Genomic DNA, 17,114 nt, shown 5'->3' on the forward strand with positions numbered 1-17,114 from the left:
CCCGCCGTCAACGGGGCGCTGATCGCCACGCACATCGTGGTCTCGGTCGGCCCATAGGCATTGACCACCACCCGACCCGGCGCCCAGCGATCCACCACCTCCGGTGGGCAGGCCTCCCCGGCCAACACCAGCGCCACCCCGTCCAGGCCGGCCGGATCCAGCATCGCCGCCGCCGACGGCGTCTGCGTCAACACGGTCACGCCCTCAGCGGCCAGGACCTCGCGCAGCTCCTCGGGGGCGCGCGCGGTGTCCTCCTCCACGATGACCACTCGGCCCCCACGCAACAACGGGGCGAAAATCTCCCACACCGAAACATCGAAGGCCAACGAATGCGCGTGCGACCACACCCCCGGCGCCGGCAACCGCGCATCCAGCGAGCCGATCAACGCCGTCACGTTGCGATGGCTCACCCCAACACCTTTGGGCACACCCGTAGTCCCCGACGTGTAGATCACATACGCCACACCATCGGCATCCGGCTCCGGCAAAACCATCTCCGGCGCGCCATCAACGTCGGGATCATCCACGTCGATCACGACCACCCCGTGGTGGGCAAGCCGCCCAGCCCACTGCGCCGTCGTCAACACCGCCACCGGTCGCGCATCAGCGAGCATGAACCCGATCCGCGCATCCGGGGACCCCGGATCCATCGGCACATACGCCGCCCCGGCCTTCAACACCGCCAACATCGCCGCGACCGCCTCCACGGACCGCGACAACAGCACCCCCACCGTGGACCGCGGACCCACACCCCGCGCCACCAAAAACCGCGCCAACCGCGTCGAGACCGCATCCAGCTCGCCATAGGTAACCGACACACCCGCACCCGACACCGCCACCGCACCCGGCGCCGCCGCCACCCGCGCGGCAAACAACGGGGGGACCGACACCCCCGCCCCCACCGGCGCCGCCAGGACCCCCCAATTACCGCACGCACCCAAACCGGCACGCTCAACGTCACCGACCACATCGACCGACGACAACACCCGCGCCGGGTCGTCCGCCATCGCGATCAACAACCGCTGCAGCCGCGCCACCAGGTCCGTGGCGTCGAAGTTCGAAAATGGTTGTCCGACACCGACTGTGCTGAGGAGTTGCTGGTCGCCGAATCCGAGGAAGAACAGCCCGAAGTGGCCAATCGGGCCGAAGGTGGTGTAGGTCGCGGTCGCCGGGACGCCGCCGAGGCTCAGGGTCATCCGGGCGGGAACGAAGTTGACCACCACCCGATTGGACGTCTGGGGTGCGCCGCGGAAGCCGCCGTCGCTACCGAGCATGTGCACGGGGAACCGCTGGTGCCGCATCGCCTCTCGCGACCGGGTGTCGACCTGCCGAAGAAAGTCGGCGACCGTGGCCGTCGGCGGTGCGTTCAGGACCAGGGGCACCACCCCGGCGAGCATGCCGGGATGCGTCTTGGACGCCGGGTCCATCCGGCGGCTCACCGGGAAGTCGAGCACCACTTCGTCCGAGTTGTCGGCGCGCAAGGCGCGCACCAGGAGCGCGCAGGCGGCGGTGAGGACCGACGATCGGCGGATGCCCAACGCCTTGGACAACCGCTTGATGACATCGACCACCGACGAGTCCAATTGGACCGGCACCGAGGGGGCGTAGGGATCGCGCGCACTGGGGGCGTCGGTCAGCCGATAGTCCGATTCGCTGGCCGAAGGAAGATGCTCGGCCCAATACTCCTGATCGGCAACGTAATCCGCGGACGCCGCGTACTCCAACTCGCTGCTGACCAGGTCGCGCAACGAGCCGAAGAAGGCGGGAGAAATAGGCGACCCGGAGGCGAGGGCGGAGTAGACGGCCGCGATCCGGCGGCCGATCAAGGCGATGCCCAAGCCGTCCATCGCTATGTGATGGCAGCGGCTGAACCAGTAGTACTCGGCGGGCCCGGTCTTGAACAGGTGGAAGGTGATCATCGGGCCGGCGAGCGACATGGGGGTGCGCTGGATGGACGAGGCCATCTCGCGGGCGTCGCGCTCGGGATCCGGGGATCCGGTCAGGTCGTAGAAGTCCAGATCGACATCCGGGTTTTCAATGGCCCTCTGGAAGACCTCGCCGTCTACCTCGAAGAAGGAGGCCCGCAGGCTTTCGGCCTCCCCCACCACGTGGCGCATCGCCTGCTCGAGCAGGGTCCGGTCGATCGCGCCCTCGATCCGCACCAGCACGCCGAGCTGCCACGCGACATCGAAGTGACCCGTCTGCTGCGCCAGCCAGATGTCCAGCTGCGCCCGCGTCAGCGGAAGTGCGCGGTCACCGAGTTCCACTAATTTCCCCCCAAAGCCTTACCCGGTCCTTCATACCTAGGCGGTCTATACATCACAAACTAGGAGCGGGCAGCGCCTTGCGCATGCTCTTAGGACGAATATCCGGCCAGTTCTGTTCGATGTAGGCGAGACACGCCGAGCGGGCCACGGCGCCGGGGTCCACCCGGCAGGATATTGGCTGATGCTGGGTGGAGGCTGTGCCGCTCGTCATTATTGACCGACGCGAAAAATTTGTCGCGGTCATCGTCGAAAGCCGCACCGGACAACCTCCTACACCGAAGATGCGAATGGCGCGCGGCACGAAACCGCGTGCAGTGCTGCAGGATTGGCCGCTGTTTTCGACCAGTGTGTCGACCCGCCCACCGGCATGACACGCGTGCCGATGGGCTTCGCGGGGATCCCCGTCGAGATGTGAGTCATGGCTGCGGTTCTGGCCCCAGTTATTTCCCCGGCCCGATCCGCAATACCGCCTCCAACGCTACCGGCAACCCGGCGACCGCGCCGGCGCCCCCGGGTATTTTCGTCAGCGCAGCACCGAACCCTGAGCACGCCGGCGCGACGAGCTGCGATGTCGCGCCCCACGGCCGCCGTCCACCAACGATGCCACTGCCGACCTGTGAATTTCCCTCCACGAGAAGCGAATCGCAGCCTCCGAATGACCGAACGCTAGCGAAACGAACAATGTCATTTGCCGGAGGGCGGTCGTAAGCGGTTGCTGGCCTCGCGCCCCCTCCTTTGCGGCCGCCCCGGTCCGGCGGGCGCGCGGATTCGCTGCTGCAGCTGGAGCGCGCGGATCAGCGCGGCGGGCCCGCCACCGGTTGCTTGCCGCGACGGTTTCACTGGGATGGCTGCAGACACGGACCGCCGACGGCGTGCCGTTGCTATCGCGCGCCTCACCTCCGCGGGCCGGCTGCGTCGCTGTGACCGACTTCACGTCCCTCCCAACGACACCGTTCATGCCGGATTCGCGCAGCGGTCACGCTCGAACGTGTTGCAATGAAACGGTATTCGCGACGTCGCCCCGACACCCCCGGTCCGGACACTGCGCCGTTTAAGTTCCACGGGGCACGGGTAAAGCTGCGGCAATGTGGGGGTCGGTGCTGGGCTTAGGAGTTCTGGCGGCGCTGAATCCGGTGCGTCTCGGTCTGGCTCTCCTGATGATCTCCCGACCGCGGCCGGGTCCGAACCTGCTCGCCTACTGGGTCGGCGGCCTCACGGTGTGCCTGCCCGAGCTTCTCGCGCCGCTGATCCTGCTCAACTTCACGTCGATCCTGGGCTCGTCCGGACACGGCGCAGCCAAGGCCACGAGCTCCACCCTTCCGCACATCCAGATCGGCCTCGGCGTGCTCGGGCTCGCGATCGCCGCGCTGATGGCCGTGCGGTACTCGACGCGTCAGCGTGCGGAGGCGCGGACGTCGGGTGACGACGCCTCGAACACGCCGCCAGCAATGCCGCGATTCCTGAGCCGGGCAGGGGACGTCTCGGCCGAGGACGGTTCGGGGATCCGGCGCCTGCTGCACCGGGCCCACCGCGCCTGGGACAAGGGATCGCTGTGGATCGCGTGGGTGATCGGGCTGGCGTCGGTGCCGGTCGACGGGGTGCTGTTCATCCTCGCGATCATCGTGGCGTCCAGGGCCGCGATCGCGACGCAGGTCAGCGCCTCCATAGCGTTCGTGCTGCTGATGTATTCCGTCGTCGAGGTGATCCTGGTGGGGTACCTGGCCGCGCCGGTGCGAACCCAGGCCCTGCTGCGGCAACTGCACGACTGGGTGCGCGCTTATCACCGGCGGATCCTGGTCACCGTCTTCACGGTGGTCGGGGTCTCGCAGCTGGCCCAGGGCATGCACATTCTTTGAGCATTCGGCAATCGCCTGCCGCTCGTGAACGCGGGACGATACAAATGCATCTGCGTCTTGCCGGCCGCGTTGGGAGCGCTCGTGATCACTTTGGACCGCTTGGTCAACGTGCTGGGTGGTTACGGGGTCCGCTTGGTCTGGTCTTCGGCGCCCAGGTCGACCGAGCTGCGCAGCGTGGCCATTCACGAGGGCGATCGGGTGGTCGTCGGTGACGTTCTGCTGGCGATCGGCGCCGACTCGCTCGGCGACGGCATCCGCTGGGCGGCGTCGGCTCACGCGGTCGTGCTGCTGACGCGCGATCACGCCGAGCCGATGACGTTCGACGCGGACGCCGGGGTCGGCGCGGTGATGCTGGTCGACGAGACACTGTCGTGGAGCGAGATCGCCGGGGTCATCTACGGGCTGGTGCTCGAGGGCCGTGAGACGGCGGCCGGTCGTGGCCCGACGGACCTGTTCGCGCTGGCCGACAGCCTGGCGGACGCGATCGGCAGCGCCGTCGTCATCCAAGATCGGCTGCTGCGTGTGCTCGCGTATTCACGGCTGCAGCAACACGCCGACCCGGCGCGGGTCGAGACCATCCTGGACCGGCAGACTCCGGACCGGCTGCGCGCATTCTTCGAAGCCGGTGGCGTCTTCGCGCATCTGGCGAGCTCGGACGAGCCGCTCTTCGTCGAGGGCGATGCGGAACACGGCGTGACCGGGCGGATGGTCGTGGCGGTGCGCTCCGGCCGAGAACTGATGGGTTCGGTGTGGGTGGGGTGTTCGGAGCCGCTGGACGAGTCGGCGCGCGGCGCCTTGGCCGAGGGAGCCCACACCGTCGCCCTGCACCTGCTGCGGTCCCAGGCCAGCGCCGACCTCGAACGTCAGGTGGAATCCGAGCTGGTGATCCGGCTACTGGACGGCAGCGCCGATTCCGCCACGGCCGCAAGCAAGCTCGGCCTGCCGCAGAGCGGCTTGCGAGTGATCGCGCTGCAGGCCTCCGTCGGAGCCGAACGCGACGCCGCCCTGCTGTTGGCGTTCGAGCGTGCCACCACGGGTTTCGGCTGGTCGCGGCCGGGTCGGAGCGCCTTGGCGGGCAACACCATCTACACGGTGCTTCCCGGCGAGGACGCCGCGACGGCGCGGCGTTGGGTGACCGGTCTGAAGGCGGCGCTGCCCGAGCAGGTGAGCGTGTTGGCCGGCATCAGCGGCACTGCCGAGGTGGCCGATCTGACCGCCGCCCGCCAGGAGGCCGACGAATGCCTGGCGTTGCATGAGGCGTCGCCAGGCTCCGCCCCTCCCGCCTACGACGAGTCGTGGGACGACATCCTGCTGCAGCGGTTGCGCACCGCGGCGCGGGCCGGCCGGTCCCCGACCCGTGGACCGGTGGTCGAGCTGGGCCGCCACGACAGCGCCCACGGAACCGACTATCTCGCCACGCTCCGGGCGTGGCTGGAGGCCCAGGGCGACCCGGCCGAAGCCGGTGCGCGGCTCGGCGTACACGAGAACACCGTGCGCTACCGGTTGCGCAAGATGGCCGAAATCACCAACCTCCCATTGGATGACGCCCGGAAGCGGCTGGCCATGATGATCGAACTCGCGGCCACCGACATCGGCTGAACGCTGTCGAGATCCGACAATGCGCCACGGCGCCATTGTCGGGCTTCGGCAAGCTTTGCGGCACGCACCCACGCGACGATTGAGGTGGCCAGATCATGGCCGGTGCCGATCCCTCGATAGGACATCCGATGACCCGCCCGACCCACGACCGCACCGCGCTGGAGACGTTCACCCTGCCGCTGCCGCGACGGCTGGTGGCGCGGCTGTTCAGCCGGAACCCGCTGATCCGGGCAAGCGACCGGCTGGAGGCGCTGCTCTTGGTGCTGGCCGTCGCGGTGTCGCTGCTTACCGTGCCGATCGCCGCTGCCGTCGGCACCGCGGTTCATGAGTCGCGAAGCCGCGTCTACGCCGAGCAGGTCCAGACTCGCCGCCCGGTGATCGCGACGGTCGTCGGGGATAGCCATCCCCGTACCAACCTGGACAGCCCGACGGTCACGGTGCCCGCCCAATGGGATTTCGCCGGTGCCCCACGCACCGGTGACGTCGCCGCACCGCTCGGGGCCAGGGTCGGCGATGAGTTCGAGCTCTGGGTCGACGGCCGGGGTTCGCCGGTGAGCCGACCGATGATGTCTCCCCGCGCCGAGGCGGTCACGATCACCCTGGCGATCTGGGGTGCCGTCAGCCTGTCGGCGGCCGCTGCGTTCGGCGCCGCCCGCCACGCCCTCGATCGAGCCCGGCACGCCAAATGGCAACACGACTTCAACGGCCTCGTCGGGCAACCGTGAATTAGCGGCCGCTCGGGCACCGGCGAAGTGGCGTTGTCGGCTCGGCACAATCACCAACCTTTCCCTTGTCCTGTTCGGGCAAGCGGCCCGACGCCGGAGTAGGCACTATGGGAATTGGTAGCTCGGGAACCCGATGAATTTCCCTGGCGGACAACGTATCCCAAGAGGCCTTGCCCCTCAACAGGGCTCCGCGTCGTCAGGGACGGCAGCCACCCGTCGGCCCGCCCCTGACGACACCCCTACTTAGGAAAGGAAATAACGCGATGACCAACTTCGCACCCGTGTACATAACACCACAGCACCGGCGACGCCTGCAGGACGAACTGGGCGCGCTGCGCTCGCTGCGCAGCATCGAAGTTCCCGACGACGCCATGGATTACGGCGCCAGCCGCGGCGCCCGCCCGGCGGCTCGGCAACGACGCATCCGCGAGATCGAGGATCTGCTCAAGTCGGCGGCCGTCCGCGACGACCCCGCGGCCGAGAGGATCGCGGGGCCGGGCATGGTGTTGACCATCCGCGACGACGCCAGCGGTGAAACGGAAACCCTGCTGCTCGGCAGGCGGGGCGCCGAAGACGCCGACATCAAGGTCTACTCGATGGCATCGCCCCTGGGCCGCTGCATCGCCGGTGCCCGCCCCGGCGAACAACGCATCTATGCGATCCCCCACGACGCCGGCCGGCTCGTGACGTTGCTCAAGGCCGTGCCCTACCGGCCCCCGTCGCCAAACATGTTGGGCCGCAATGGTTCTCGACGAACATCGACTGCCACAGCCGCTTGAGGAAAGGAACCCGGACATGACCAGTGTGCAACCCACCTGGCTTTCACCGCAGGCCTACGGACGGCTGCGGCGCGAGCTGGCCGCCCTGCGGGAGTTGTGCGACGGCAACGCGGCCGGCGATGCCGCCGATGACAACTTCGTCGCCGTCCAGCGCGCACGGCGACTGCGAATGCAGCGGATTCAGGACCTGTTGGTCAACGCCGTCGTCGGCGAGGACCCGCCCGACGACGGGGTCGCCGAACCCGGCATGGTGTTGACCGTCCGCTACGACGACACCGGCGACACCGAGACCTTCCTCCTGGGCGCGCGCGGCGCCGAGCACGGCGATCTGGAGGTGTATTCGATCAATTCCCCGCTGGGTTCGGCCATCGCCGGCGCGCGTCCGGGTGAGCGCCGCACCTACCCACTGCCCAGTGGCGCGGCCTTCGCGGTCACCCTGCTGAGCGCGGTGCCGTACGGCGTCTACCTGGCGCGCACCAACTGACGCCATGCTGTTCGCGCTCATCGACCCGGTGGCGGTGATGTTCCTTCTTCTGGCGATCGTTCTTCTCATCACGGCGGTCGCCTACGGGCGGATGTGATCGTTGTACGCCGTAGCCAAAAACCGCGGCCGCCGCCCGACCTTGCGCAGCCCATAGGCTGGTGTTGAAGAACACCTGCTTCTGCGAGAGGACGAGACATGCCTGCACCGTCAGCCGAGGTCTTCAACCGCCTGCGCGACCTCGCCGCGATCAAAGACGTCAGCGCACGTCAGACCAAGACCATCGACGAGGTCTTCACCGGCAAGCCACTGACCACGATCCCCATCGGCACGGCCGAGGACGTCGAAGCCGCCTTCGCCGAGGCGCGCGCGGCCCAGGTCGACTGGGCGAACCGCCCGGTCGCCGAGCGCGTCGAGGTCATCGCCCGCTATCGCGACCTGGTCGTCGAAAACCGCGACTTCCTGATGGATCTGCTGCAGGCCGAGGCCGGCAAGGCCCGATGGGCGGCGCAGGAGGAGATCGTCGACCTGATGGCGAACGCGAACTACTACGTGCGCGTCGCCGAGGACCTGCTCAAGCCGCGGACCGTGCAGTCGCTGCTGCCGGGGATCGGCAAGACGACCGTGGGATACCAGCCCAAGGGCGTGGTCGGGGTGATCTCGCCGTGGAACTACCCGATGACGCTGACGGCGTCCGACTCGGTGCCGGCGCTGCTGGCCGGGAATGCGGTGGTGCTCAAGCCGGACAGCCAGACCCCGTATTGCGCGCTGGCGTGCGCCGAGTTGTTGTACCGGGCCGGCCTGCCCCGCGCCCTGTACGCGATCGTCCCCGGGCCGGGATCGATCGTCGGCACCGCGATCATCGACAACTGCGACTACCTGATGTTCACCGGCTCGACCGCGACCGGCCGGCAGCTCGCGGAGCACTGCGGCCGCCGGCTGATCGGGTTTTCGGCCGAGCTCGGCGGCAAGAACGCGATGATCGTCATGCGCGGGGCCAACCTCGACAAGGCCGCCAAGGCGGCCACCCGCGCGTGTTTCTCGAACGCCGGCCAGCTGTGCATCTCCATCGAGCGGATCTACGTCGAGAAGGACATCGCCGACGAGTTCACCCGCAAGTTCGGCGACGCCGTGCGAAACATGAAGCTGGGCACCGGATATGACTTCTCGGTCGACATGGGCAGCCTGATCTCCGCGGGCCAGCTGGACACGGTGACCGACCACGTGGACGACGCGAAAGCCAAGGGCGCCAAGGTGCTTGCCGGCGGCAATGCGCGGCCCGACATCGGGCCGCTGTTCTACGAGCCGACGGTGCTGGCCGACGTCACGCCGGAGATGGAATGCGCCGCGAACGAGACGTTCGGCCCGCTGGTCTCCATCTACCCCGTCGCCGACGTTGACGAGGCCGTCGAGAAGGCCAACGACACCGAGTACGGGCTGAACGCCAGCGTGTGGGCCGGTTCGTCGGCGGAGGGCGAGCAGATCGCCGCCCGGCTGCGTTCGGGGACGGTGAACGTCAACGAGGGGTACGCGTTTGCCTGGGGCAGCCTGAGCGCACCCATGGGCGGGATGGGCCAGTCCGGCGTCGGTCGCCGGCACGGTCCCGAGGGGCTGCTCAAGTACACCGAATCGCAGACGATCGCGACCGCCCGCGTGTTCAATCTCGATCCGCCCCTTGGCATTCCGACGACCCTGTGGCAGAAGTCGCTGCTGCCGATCGTGCGGACGGTGATGAAGCTTCCCGGCAGGAACTGACTTTGGCCTTTTGTAAACGCAAATCCGCGTTACGCTCCTCGATGTAGCGTCACATCGCACGTCAGGAGACCGCTATGAAGGCCGACGAGAAGCAATACGAACAAGACGCACGTCGGCTACGCGAGTACGCCACCTTCGCCAACTTCTCGGACGCCGATCTGCTGCGTCTCGCTCGGGCGGCTCATCGCACCGCGACGTCGGCGCCGTTGCCGCTGATCCACGAGCAGACGCCGTCGGACTCCGCCTACATCCTGCTCAGCGGCGAGGTGGGCGTGTACGCCGGGCGGGACCGCATCGCCGTGCTGGGACCGGGCGAGGTTATCGGCGAATCGGCGCTGCACCGCGGGCGGCTGCGGTCGGCGACCGTGACGACGACCGGACCGGCCGAGCTGTTGCGCATCGAACGCGACGATCTCGACAGGCTGCTTCGCGAATTGCCGGCGCTCCGCGAAATCATCGACGCGTCGGTCGCGCGGCACGTGCCGGTGGACCTGCCGCCGAAGCCGAAACCGCCGCGCACCAAGCTGGGCGCCTCGGTGCGCACCGAACTGGTCGAGCGGTTCGAACAGGCGGCCGACAGCGCCGGTCTGGACGTCGCGACCGCGCTCGAAGACGCGATCACCCAGTGGCTGGAGCGGAACGACAAAACGTAGCCGTTCATTGCACTTGCCCTACTACGGCGCGTAGTATTAGACCCATCCCGCCGTGCACAAGGGGGTGCCACGTGAGGTGGAGTTTCGCCCAGATCGGGCTGCTGATCATCTGCGCTTTTCATGTCGTCCAGGCGGTGATCGGCCTCGTCATCAATCCCAGCTTCGCGACCGGGCCCACCGCGCCGACCGTCCAGCTGCTCGGCATGGACTACAACGGCTGGCACGCCGTCGCGGGCCTCGCCCTATTCGCTCCGGGCCTGGTGTTCGCGACGCGCAAGTCGTGGGCGGTGCTGTACCTGCTGCTGGCCGCGATAGCCGGTGCGCTGCCGGGCATTTGGGCGTTCTTCTCGCATCAGGTCGCCGTCGTCTTCACCTTCCCCAACAACGTCACCGACGCGGTGGTGCACCTGGTGACCGCGGGGGTGATGCTCGCGGTGGCCGCGGTGCAGATTCGGCTGGACGGCGGGTTGCGAAACTCGCTCGCCGATCTGCGGAGGCGCCCTAGCTCGACCGTCCGGTGAAAAGCGCGTTCAGCTCGTCGAATCCGGTGGCGCCCGCCAGTCCCGCGAAGGACCCGTCCTCGATCAGCTTTCGCGCGGCCGCCAGGAACGCGCCCCAGGCGACGCGACTCAACGCCGAGCCGACGCTGATCCGCCGCACGCCCGCCTGCGCGAGATCGGTCACCGTCAATCCCGTGTCGGACGACATCAGGACGTTGACGGGGTAGGGCCGTACGGCGTCGACGAGGGTCGCGATGTCCTTTTTGGTACGAATCCCCGGCGCGAAGAGCACCTCGGCCCCCGCCTCGGCATAAGCCTGCAGCCGCCGGATGGCCTCGGCGAGCGGATCGGGGTGGCCGTATAGGAAGCATTCCGCGCGGCCGGTCAGCACGGCGTCGGCCCCGGAGTCGTCGATCGCCGCACGCGCAGCGCGGACGCGATCGGTGGCCTCGGCGAGTTCGAAGAGCGGCTTGTCGGCGGCGCCCGTGCCGTCTTCGATGGAGAGCCCCGCTACGCCGGTGGCCACGCAGCGCGCGACGTTGTGGGCGAGCTCGTCGGTGTCTGCGGCGTACCCGGCCTGGAAGTCGGCGTTGACGGGGACGCTGACCGCGGCCACGATTTCGGCGATGTTGTCCAGGGCGGCGTCGACGGAAAGCGCGGTCGACGTGTCCGGCAGACCGCGGGCGAAGCACAGGCCGGCGCTGGTCGTGGCCAGCGCCGGGAAGCCGAGGTTGGCGAGGGCGATGGCCGAACCGGCGTCCCACGGGTTCGGGATGAGAAAACACCCCTCTTGTTGATGAAGCCGGCGAAACTGCTCTGCAGCGTGCGAATCCACCACCCGATTATGCTCGGGCCAATCGGAGGCCGCTAGATCGGCATGGTGGCGAAACGCCTTGTGCCGTAGCGGGTTTAACTGGCCGCGCCGGAGAACCCGACGGCCGTCGTCGGCGCACCCGGTCCCGCGCTGGAACCAAGACGACTGGCCGCGAAGGCCACGCCCTGGTCGATCATCGCCGCGTTGGTCGAGTAGGTGTCGTGCGCGACGAAGTTCATCCCGTCGGAGCAGATGGGGTCCCCAGGCGCGCATACCTGGATGGTCTTGGCCTGGTAGAGCGGGCCGATGACGACCGGCGGCTCGCCGAAGAAGTTCATCGCCTTTTCGCTTGGCGTTGCGAAGAGCACCACCGACGAGATGTGATTGGCCACCTCGGGCTCCAGCGGTTTGGGCACGCTCGCCGGATCGATCCCGGCCGGCACGGCCGGCGAGGTGACGAAGCCCATGACGGCAGCGCCCTGGGAGTAGCCGCCAAGCACCATCTTGCTGTTCGGGCAGTCGTGGGCGAACGAAACGACGTGCGCGCCCGCGTCCCTGACGCCCGCCTCGCCCGCGCTCGTCCAGTCGTGGGTGGCGGGGTAGTTGACCGGATACACGTCGAACGAACCGGCGCCGACGCGCGGGCGCAGCGAGTCGACGAATGCCTGTCCGGTCGGACCGAGGCCCGGCGGGTCATCGGTGCCGCGGGCGAACACCACTTGGACGTCCGGACACGCATCGGCCGAGGCCAGCGGGAGCGCGGAAGCGAGGACCGAAGCGCTGACGCCCGACATCGCGGTCACCGCGGAAGCAAGGAAACGGGAGAGCTGACGCGCAATCATGGCGCTGTGTGCCCAGTGATCGGCACTTCTAAACCACGGATTTGTTGTGGCTTGACCGCCACGGAACGGCACCGTGCTCACCCGCCGGATTAGCGCTGGCGGACGATGGCAAACCCAGGGTTATGGCATTCGCACGACCCATGATCACGGCGGATCGAGCCGCAACGCGCAGCCGCATCGCGAAGCTCCGCAGATACGTCGAGAAGAACTTGCTCACGGAAACGGATTTTGTGTGCTCGCATCAGGCCGACTGCCGCCATTCGTGTCGGCCCGGCGATAGTTTCCGCGAGGGAACCATGAGCCACGTCGGGCGACACTTCGACCTCCGCGCCGACGGCAAGCCCCTTCGGATCGTCGTCGTCGGCCAGGAGTCAGGATTTCCTAAGGGCGCCCCCGCGCTGCAGTCCCATGTCACGCTCGACGCTCGATACCAACAAGTCCACGACGTGACTGGACTGGAAAAGCGGTACTACACGACGAATACGCATAAGGGCCGGAACCCCCACATGCGGGGAACAACGACGGCTCTACGCATCCTGATGGGAACCGATGCGGGCACGGACCGGGAAGGAGAGTTCGTTAAACCCGGTAACGACAAGCCGTTTCACATCTTCGATGGTTTTGCCCTCGTGAACCGCCTGTTGTGTTCGGCAGCACCACCCGGCAGCAGCAATGGCCGCCCGACCGGAACGATGTTTCGGAACTGCAGTGAGCATTTCAGCGCCACGATGAAAATCCTCGAACCCACCATCGTGATCATTCAAGGAAGGGCCGTTGCCAAATGGGTCAAGCCCCTCCTCGTCCCCGGTCGCACGTACGACGACCATCACCACGAGGCATTCCTCGGTAAGCACCGCATGATCGTCTGCACCTTCACCCACCCGTCCGCGCACGGGGCGCATCGGTGGGGCGATCAACCAACCGCGCGTTACATAGCGGACGTCGTTCGGCCGACGTTGCGGAAGGCATTGATCCAGTCGTAGCGCAGGTCTTTCAGATCGTGCCGCAGCGGGTAGTCCGTCGGTCGACGAAGGAGGTTGCGATGGGCAAGCATTCGCAGAACGACGACGAGCCCAGGGGCGGCCGGCCGGGTCCCGCGGATCACGGGCGCGAGGGCGGCATGGCGACGCGGGAGAACGCGCCGGAACTCACCGAGCCCGACGACGAGGACTGACGAGATCCGGCCCCGGGCGGGTGGCCGGAATGTCACCGCCACGACGAAAATGGGTGGATGCCATCTGAACGGGTGCCGCCGCCCCCGCCGAAGTCGGCGCCGGGCTGGTACCCCGACCCCGCCGGCGTGGGCCACGGGCTGCAGCGGTACTTCGACGGCACCGACTGGACCACCGAGTGGGCGTTCGCCACCGAGCCGCCGAAAAAGGGCGTCCCGGGAAAGGCGGCGCTGGCCCTGGCGACGTTGGGGGCGCTGGTGCTTCTCGTCCTCGTCGGCAGAAGTTGGGTTTTCGACGCGAAGAGTGACTCGGCCCCGCCGAGTTCGGCGGCCGCGAGCCCACCGTCATCGACCGAGGCCCCACCGTCGACGCCGCCAGGCCCCAAGAAGCCGGACGGGGTCACCTTCACCACCGCGCCCGGCCCCAACGGCGACGTGGTCGACGCCCGATTCGCGATTCGCGACAACTACAGCGAACAGATGATCAAAGACGGTGCCCGGATGGACACCATCGACATCCTCAGGTACGCACGAACGACTTATCCCGACGCGTCCGCGGTGAACGTGCAGGGCACCTTTCCGATGACCGATCCCTACGGCAACACGTCGACGCAGGTCGCCATCGACCTCACGTATTCGCGGGCGACGCTGAACAAGATCAACTTCGACGGCATCACCAAGGCCAGCATTTGGGAGATTCGTGATTCCGGCACGATCCTGGCGGCCTTTCAGCCTTGAGCAATAATCGGCACGTGTCCGCCGAACCCCGTCAGCCACCACCGGCCGCGCCGAAGCAGCCGCGCGTGACGCCCGAGGATTTGGAGCGGTTCGGCGACGAGGAGCAGATGCGCGCGGCGTCGGACGAGGGACGGCTGCGCGACGAGCGACCGCCGCATCACGGCTAGCTTTCCAGGCGGTCGATGTGGGCTAGGAAGTGCTTCAGCACCGCTTCGGGCGCCTCGAGTTGCGGCCAGTGCCCGATGTCGTCGGCAAGCATCACCACATTCGGTTCGGGAACCACCTCGGCATAGCGGCGCGCCATGTGGGCACCGGAGTTGGGGTCGATGGGCCCGTCGATCAGGCGCATCGGCACCGCGGTCTGCCGCATGGCGCGCACCCACCGGTTGCGATACGTGAGGCGATCGTTGATGAACCGGCCGACCTTGTGCAGCACGCGGCGGCCGTCGTTGTAGTCCAGGATCTGGTTGAACACCGCCATCATGCGCGGGGTCGGCTTGGTGTTGGGGCCGAACATCTCGCGCAGCGTCGGTTCGAGCAACCGTTTGGACACCGGGCTGTTTTGCAGAGGGCTCAGGAGGTCGCCCAGCGGGGTGCCCGACATCAACTTCTGCGCCGCCCGGGGTGTGTACGACTCGATGAACATGCCGCCATTGAGCCAGGTGATCGAGTCGATGCGCCATTCGCCATAGCTTTGCTGCCTGAACTCGTGACGGGCCAACAGTTCTTGGCCCACCGAGTCGCCGATGTCGTGAGCCAGGATGTGCGCGTTGCGGATGTTGAGGTGCGCTAGGAGCGCCTCGTGCATGTCGGCGTGGTCGATGACCGAGTACTGGTAGGTCACCGGTTTGGCGGAGAAGCCCATCCCGATCATGTCCGGCGCGATGACCGTGAACCGTTGCGTCAGTTTTGGCCAGATCGGCGCCCAGTCAAAGGAATTGAACGGGTAACCGTGGATCAGCAGCAGCGGAGGCCCGCTGCCCTCGACGCGGTAGAAGATGTCGAAGCCGAGGTAGTCGAAGTACTCGCCGGAGTCCAGCCAGCGTTTCAGTTCAGCGTCCATGACGGTAATCATGCTTCTTCCCGCCGGAACGTGTCGGGGTGGCCGCGTCTCACAGGCGGCGTGTCGGAACTGTGAAGATTTGCTACGCGCGTGTCAAGGCTTTGTTAAGTACGCGACCTGATCGGCGTCGACCCATCACCGTTAGCAGTACGGCACCCCTTCTGCCGGAACACGATGTGAAAGGAAGCGTGTGTTCAAGCCTGTTGCGTCCGCGGTGATCCTTGCTGTTTGTGCCGTCGGACTGGCCGCGCCGGCACAAGCCCAGGCCGGTGGCTTCATCGTGATCGCGGGGTCGGACTCCACCCACTCCGTCGACGTCACCGTCGGCGGCAACCACGCCAGCCTCGCCGACGTCGAGGCGTACGCGATCAGTCATTGCGCCGAGAAGCACGGCGCGACCGATTGCCACGTCCTTGCCGAGGGCCGGGGTGGCTGTGTGGCCCTCTCGGACAACGGTCATGGCTTGGTCGGGGGCTGGGGTCCCACCCGCAATGCCGCCGGTGCCGCGGCGGCGGCCAAGGTGGTGTCCGGGCCGGCAAACGTGGACGGCACTCGCTGCGTCGTCGACCCGGACCTGATTTCGACGGGGAACTTCTCGTTCGTGGCCACGCAATAGCCGCGCGACGCCCGGGTCAGGCGGTGCGGCGATGCGTGTCGGTCGACCAGAGATGACCGCAATCCGAGCACTGCAGGTGCACCAGGGTGCCGCGGTTGCTCAACAGGTACTGCCAGTGCGTGTCGCAGTTTCGGGTGCTGCGGCAATCCCCACACTTGGCGCGGTGATCGCATTGTGGGCAGGGCAGCCAGGCGCGGCGGCTACGGTCGGCGGTCGGATCAATCGGTAACACGATCAACCGTCCGTTCGGGAAGGACGCCGGCGCGGACGAGGTCGTCGTAGATCCGCTGCTGCTCGGTGTCCAAATTCGAATACAGCATGTCGTAGGCCTGCTGTTCCTCGGCGAGCACGGCGACGGGGTCCCAGTCGTCACCGATCGCGTCGAGTACCGCGCTGCGCCGACGCGCCTCGTCGAGCGTCAGGTCGTAGGCAAAGTCAAGGTTGGCCATTGCGCCCCCACCATTAGTCAGACAAACGAATGGTTAGGATGCCCTAATTGGCGCTGGTCAAGCTATGGCGTGCGTCACTTTTGGTGGCTGGAGTTCGTCACATTCAGCGGAGCAGCCGGCTTTGCCTGTTGGGCCGCACCGACGCGGCGTTGCCGACCTTACGTCAACGCTGCGTCGGGTGCTTCTGGTTGCGGCCAGTGTCTGATGTCGTCTGCGAGCATCAGACACCAGGTTCGGGTATCAGCTGCGCGTAGCGGTGCGCCATGTGGGCGCCGGAGTTGGGGGTGATGGGCCCGTCGATCAGGCGCATCGGCACCGTGGTCTGGCCGACCCACGCACCCACCGGTTGCAGTGGGCGCGGGGGGAGCACCGATGCGCGGCAAACGAATACTTCAAATGATCGCCATCGCCTCCGTAGCCGGCTTGGTCGCATGCAGCAACGCCACGACTAACTCCACCATTAACAGTGGCACTAGATCGGTACCCACAGGGGCGCCACCGTCAATCACCAATGAGCCAATTGGTCAGGTGGATGCAACCCTGGTGAGCCGTTCCACGCTTGTCAGCGGGCGCGGCATGCGTGTGCGAATCCTGACCTACGGCGGCATCTTTCAGTCGATTGAGGTCCCCGACCGCACCGGACACGTTGACAATGTGGTGCTGGGGGTTTGAACCTTGGACCGCTACGCGAACAACATCGGATCCGCCAAGACCTATTTCGGCGCGATCATCGGCCGCTACGGCAACCGGATCGCCAAGGGGGCATTTTCGTTGAACGGCAACGAGTATCACCTGCCGGTCAACAA

19 protein-coding genes and 3 pseudogenes are annotated in these 17,114 nt (G+C 67.2%); 15 read left to right on the forward strand and 7 right to left on the reverse strand.

The window, feature by feature from the left end; translation table 11 throughout:
- Together WU80_RS20110 and WU80_RS26170 are read right to left on the reverse strand one after the other, a co-directional pair.
- A partial coding sequence (locus tag WU80_RS20110) for an AMP-binding protein (protein ID WP_156349676.1) occupies positions 1-2,267 on the reverse strand: 2,267 nt, incomplete at its 3' end.
- Between the two features lie 52 nt (positions 2,268-2,319).
- A pseudogene (locus tag WU80_RS26170) lies at positions 2,320-2,533 on the reverse strand (MbtH family protein).
- Between the two features lie 819 nt (positions 2,534-3,352).
- Here WU80_RS26170 and WU80_RS20115 point away from each other — a divergent pair.
- From WU80_RS20115 to WU80_RS20150, 8 genes are all read left to right on the forward strand, one after another.
- Positions 3,353-4,123 carry a GAP family protein gene (locus WU80_RS20115; RefSeq protein ID WP_055404859.1) on the forward strand — a complete coding sequence of 257 codons (771 nt, stop codon included), beginning with the start codon at positions 3,353-3,355 and terminating at the stop codon, positions 4,121-4,123.
- 81 nt (positions 4,124-4,204) lie between these two features.
- Positions 4,205-5,722 carry a CdaR family transcriptional regulator gene (locus WU80_RS20120; protein WP_055404861.1) on the forward strand — a complete coding sequence of 506 codons (1,518 nt, stop codon included), beginning with the start codon at positions 4,205-4,207 and terminating at the stop codon, positions 5,720-5,722.
- Between the two features lie 128 nt (positions 5,723-5,850).
- The gene (locus WU80_RS20125; RefSeq protein WP_055404860.1) at positions 5,851-6,447 is read left to right on the forward strand and encodes a hypothetical protein; all 597 of its coding nucleotides are present in this window, start codon (positions 5,851-5,853) and stop codon (positions 6,445-6,447) included.
- 263 nt (positions 6,448-6,710) lie between these two features.
- Entirely contained in the window at positions 6,711-7,226 is a 516-nt protein-coding gene (locus tag WU80_RS20130; RefSeq protein WP_055404858.1) for a GreA/GreB family elongation factor, read from the forward strand.
- Between the two features lie 16 nt (positions 7,227-7,242).
- The gene (locus tag WU80_RS20135) at positions 7,243-7,710 is read left to right on the forward strand and encodes a GreA/GreB family elongation factor (protein ID WP_055404857.1); all 468 of its coding nucleotides are present in this window, start codon (positions 7,243-7,245) and stop codon (positions 7,708-7,710) included.
- 195 nt (positions 7,711-7,905) lie between these two features.
- Positions 7,906-9,462, forward strand: coding sequence for a succinic semialdehyde dehydrogenase (locus tag WU80_RS20140; protein ID WP_055404856.1), 1,557 nt, complete (start codon positions 7,906-7,908; stop codon positions 9,460-9,462).
- A gap of 74 nt (positions 9,463-9,536) precedes the next feature.
- Positions 9,537-10,115 carry a cyclic nucleotide-binding domain-containing protein gene (locus WU80_RS20145; RefSeq protein ID WP_055404855.1) on the forward strand — a complete coding sequence of 193 codons (579 nt, stop codon included), beginning with the start codon at positions 9,537-9,539 and terminating at the stop codon, positions 10,113-10,115.
- Positions 10,116-10,186: 71 nt separating this feature from the next.
- A complete protein-coding gene (locus WU80_RS20150; RefSeq protein WP_055404854.1) occupies positions 10,187-10,636 on the forward strand; it encodes a DUF4383 domain-containing protein in 450 nt (149 codons plus the stop codon).
- On the opposite strand, the gene WU80_RS20155 is transcribed toward WU80_RS20150, so the two are convergent.
- Both WU80_RS20155 and WU80_RS20160 read right to left on the reverse strand, forming a co-directional pair.
- Complete coding sequence (locus tag WU80_RS20155) at positions 10,617-11,450, reverse strand: isocitrate lyase/phosphoenolpyruvate mutase family protein (RefSeq protein ID WP_197281308.1); 834 nt, start codon at positions 11,448-11,450, stop codon at positions 10,617-10,619. The genes WU80_RS20150 and WU80_RS20155 overlap by 20 nt on opposite strands.
- Before the next feature lie 74 nt (positions 11,451-11,524).
- A complete protein-coding gene (locus WU80_RS20160; protein ID WP_055404852.1) occupies positions 11,525-12,271 on the reverse strand; it encodes a cutinase family protein in 747 nt (248 codons plus the stop codon).
- A 140-nt stretch (positions 12,272-12,411) separates the two neighbouring features.
- Between WU80_RS20160 and WU80_RS20165 the strand changes: the two genes are divergently transcribed.
- The 4 genes from WU80_RS20165 to WU80_RS26175 are packed head-to-tail and all read left to right on the forward strand — an operon-like array spanning position 12,412 to position 14,347.
- Positions 12,412-13,254 carry a hypothetical protein gene (locus tag WU80_RS20165; protein ID WP_055404851.1) on the forward strand — a complete coding sequence of 281 codons (843 nt, stop codon included), beginning with the start codon at positions 12,412-12,414 and terminating at the stop codon, positions 13,252-13,254.
- Positions 13,255-13,313: 59 nt separating this feature from the next.
- The gene (locus tag WU80_RS26560; RefSeq protein ID WP_255353619.1) at positions 13,314-13,445 is read left to right on the forward strand and encodes a hypothetical protein; all 132 of its coding nucleotides are present in this window, start codon (positions 13,314-13,316) and stop codon (positions 13,443-13,445) included.
- A gap of 57 nt (positions 13,446-13,502) precedes the next feature.
- A complete protein-coding gene (locus tag WU80_RS20170; RefSeq protein WP_055404850.1) occupies positions 13,503-14,180 on the forward strand; it encodes a DUF2510 domain-containing protein in 678 nt (225 codons plus the stop codon).
- Positions 14,181-14,194: 14 nt separating this feature from the next.
- The gene (locus WU80_RS26175; RefSeq protein WP_197281307.1) at positions 14,195-14,347 is read left to right on the forward strand and encodes a hypothetical protein; all 153 of its coding nucleotides are present in this window, start codon (positions 14,195-14,197) and stop codon (positions 14,345-14,347) included.
- Here WU80_RS26175 and WU80_RS20175 read toward each other — a convergent pair.
- On the reverse strand, positions 14,344-15,243 hold the full coding sequence (locus tag WU80_RS20175; RefSeq protein ID WP_055404849.1) for an alpha/beta fold hydrolase: 900 nt from the start codon (positions 15,241-15,243) through the stop codon (positions 14,344-14,346). The two genes, WU80_RS26175 and WU80_RS20175, sit on opposite strands and share 4 nt — an antisense overlap.
- 190 nt (positions 15,244-15,433) lie before the next feature.
- On the opposite strand from WU80_RS20175, the gene WU80_RS20180 reads away from it, so the two are divergent.
- Positions 15,434-15,859 (forward strand): DUF4189 domain-containing protein, encoded by a 426-nt coding sequence (locus tag WU80_RS20180; protein ID WP_055404848.1) that lies wholly within the window; start codon positions 15,434-15,436, stop codon positions 15,857-15,859.
- 218 nt (positions 15,860-16,077) lie between these two features.
- On the opposite strand, the gene WU80_RS20185 is transcribed toward WU80_RS20180, so the two are convergent.
- A complete protein-coding gene (locus tag WU80_RS20185) occupies positions 16,078-16,308 on the reverse strand; it encodes a DUF6400 family protein (protein WP_055404847.1) in 231 nt (76 codons plus the stop codon).
- 158 nt (positions 16,309-16,466) lie between these two features.
- Positions 16,467-16,656: pseudogene (locus tag WU80_RS25965) on the reverse strand (alpha/beta hydrolase); the annotation flags it as partial.
- 24 nt (positions 16,657-16,680) lie between these two features.
- Between WU80_RS25965 and WU80_RS20190 the strand changes: the two are divergent.
- Together WU80_RS20190 and WU80_RS26450 are read left to right on the forward strand one after the other, a co-directional pair.
- Positions 16,681-16,980, forward strand: coding sequence for a hypothetical protein (locus tag WU80_RS20190; protein WP_231633869.1), 300 nt, complete (start codon positions 16,681-16,683; stop codon positions 16,978-16,980).
- A 3-nt stretch (positions 16,981-16,983) separates the two neighbouring features.
- Positions 16,984-17,114, forward strand: a pseudogene (locus tag WU80_RS26450) (galactose-1-epimerase); the annotation flags it as partial.

Source organism: Mycobacterium sp. UM_11, from assembly GCF_001414075.1.
In the GTDB taxonomy this organism is placed as follows: Bacteria; Actinomycetota; Actinomycetes; order Mycobacteriales; family Mycobacteriaceae; genus Mycobacterium.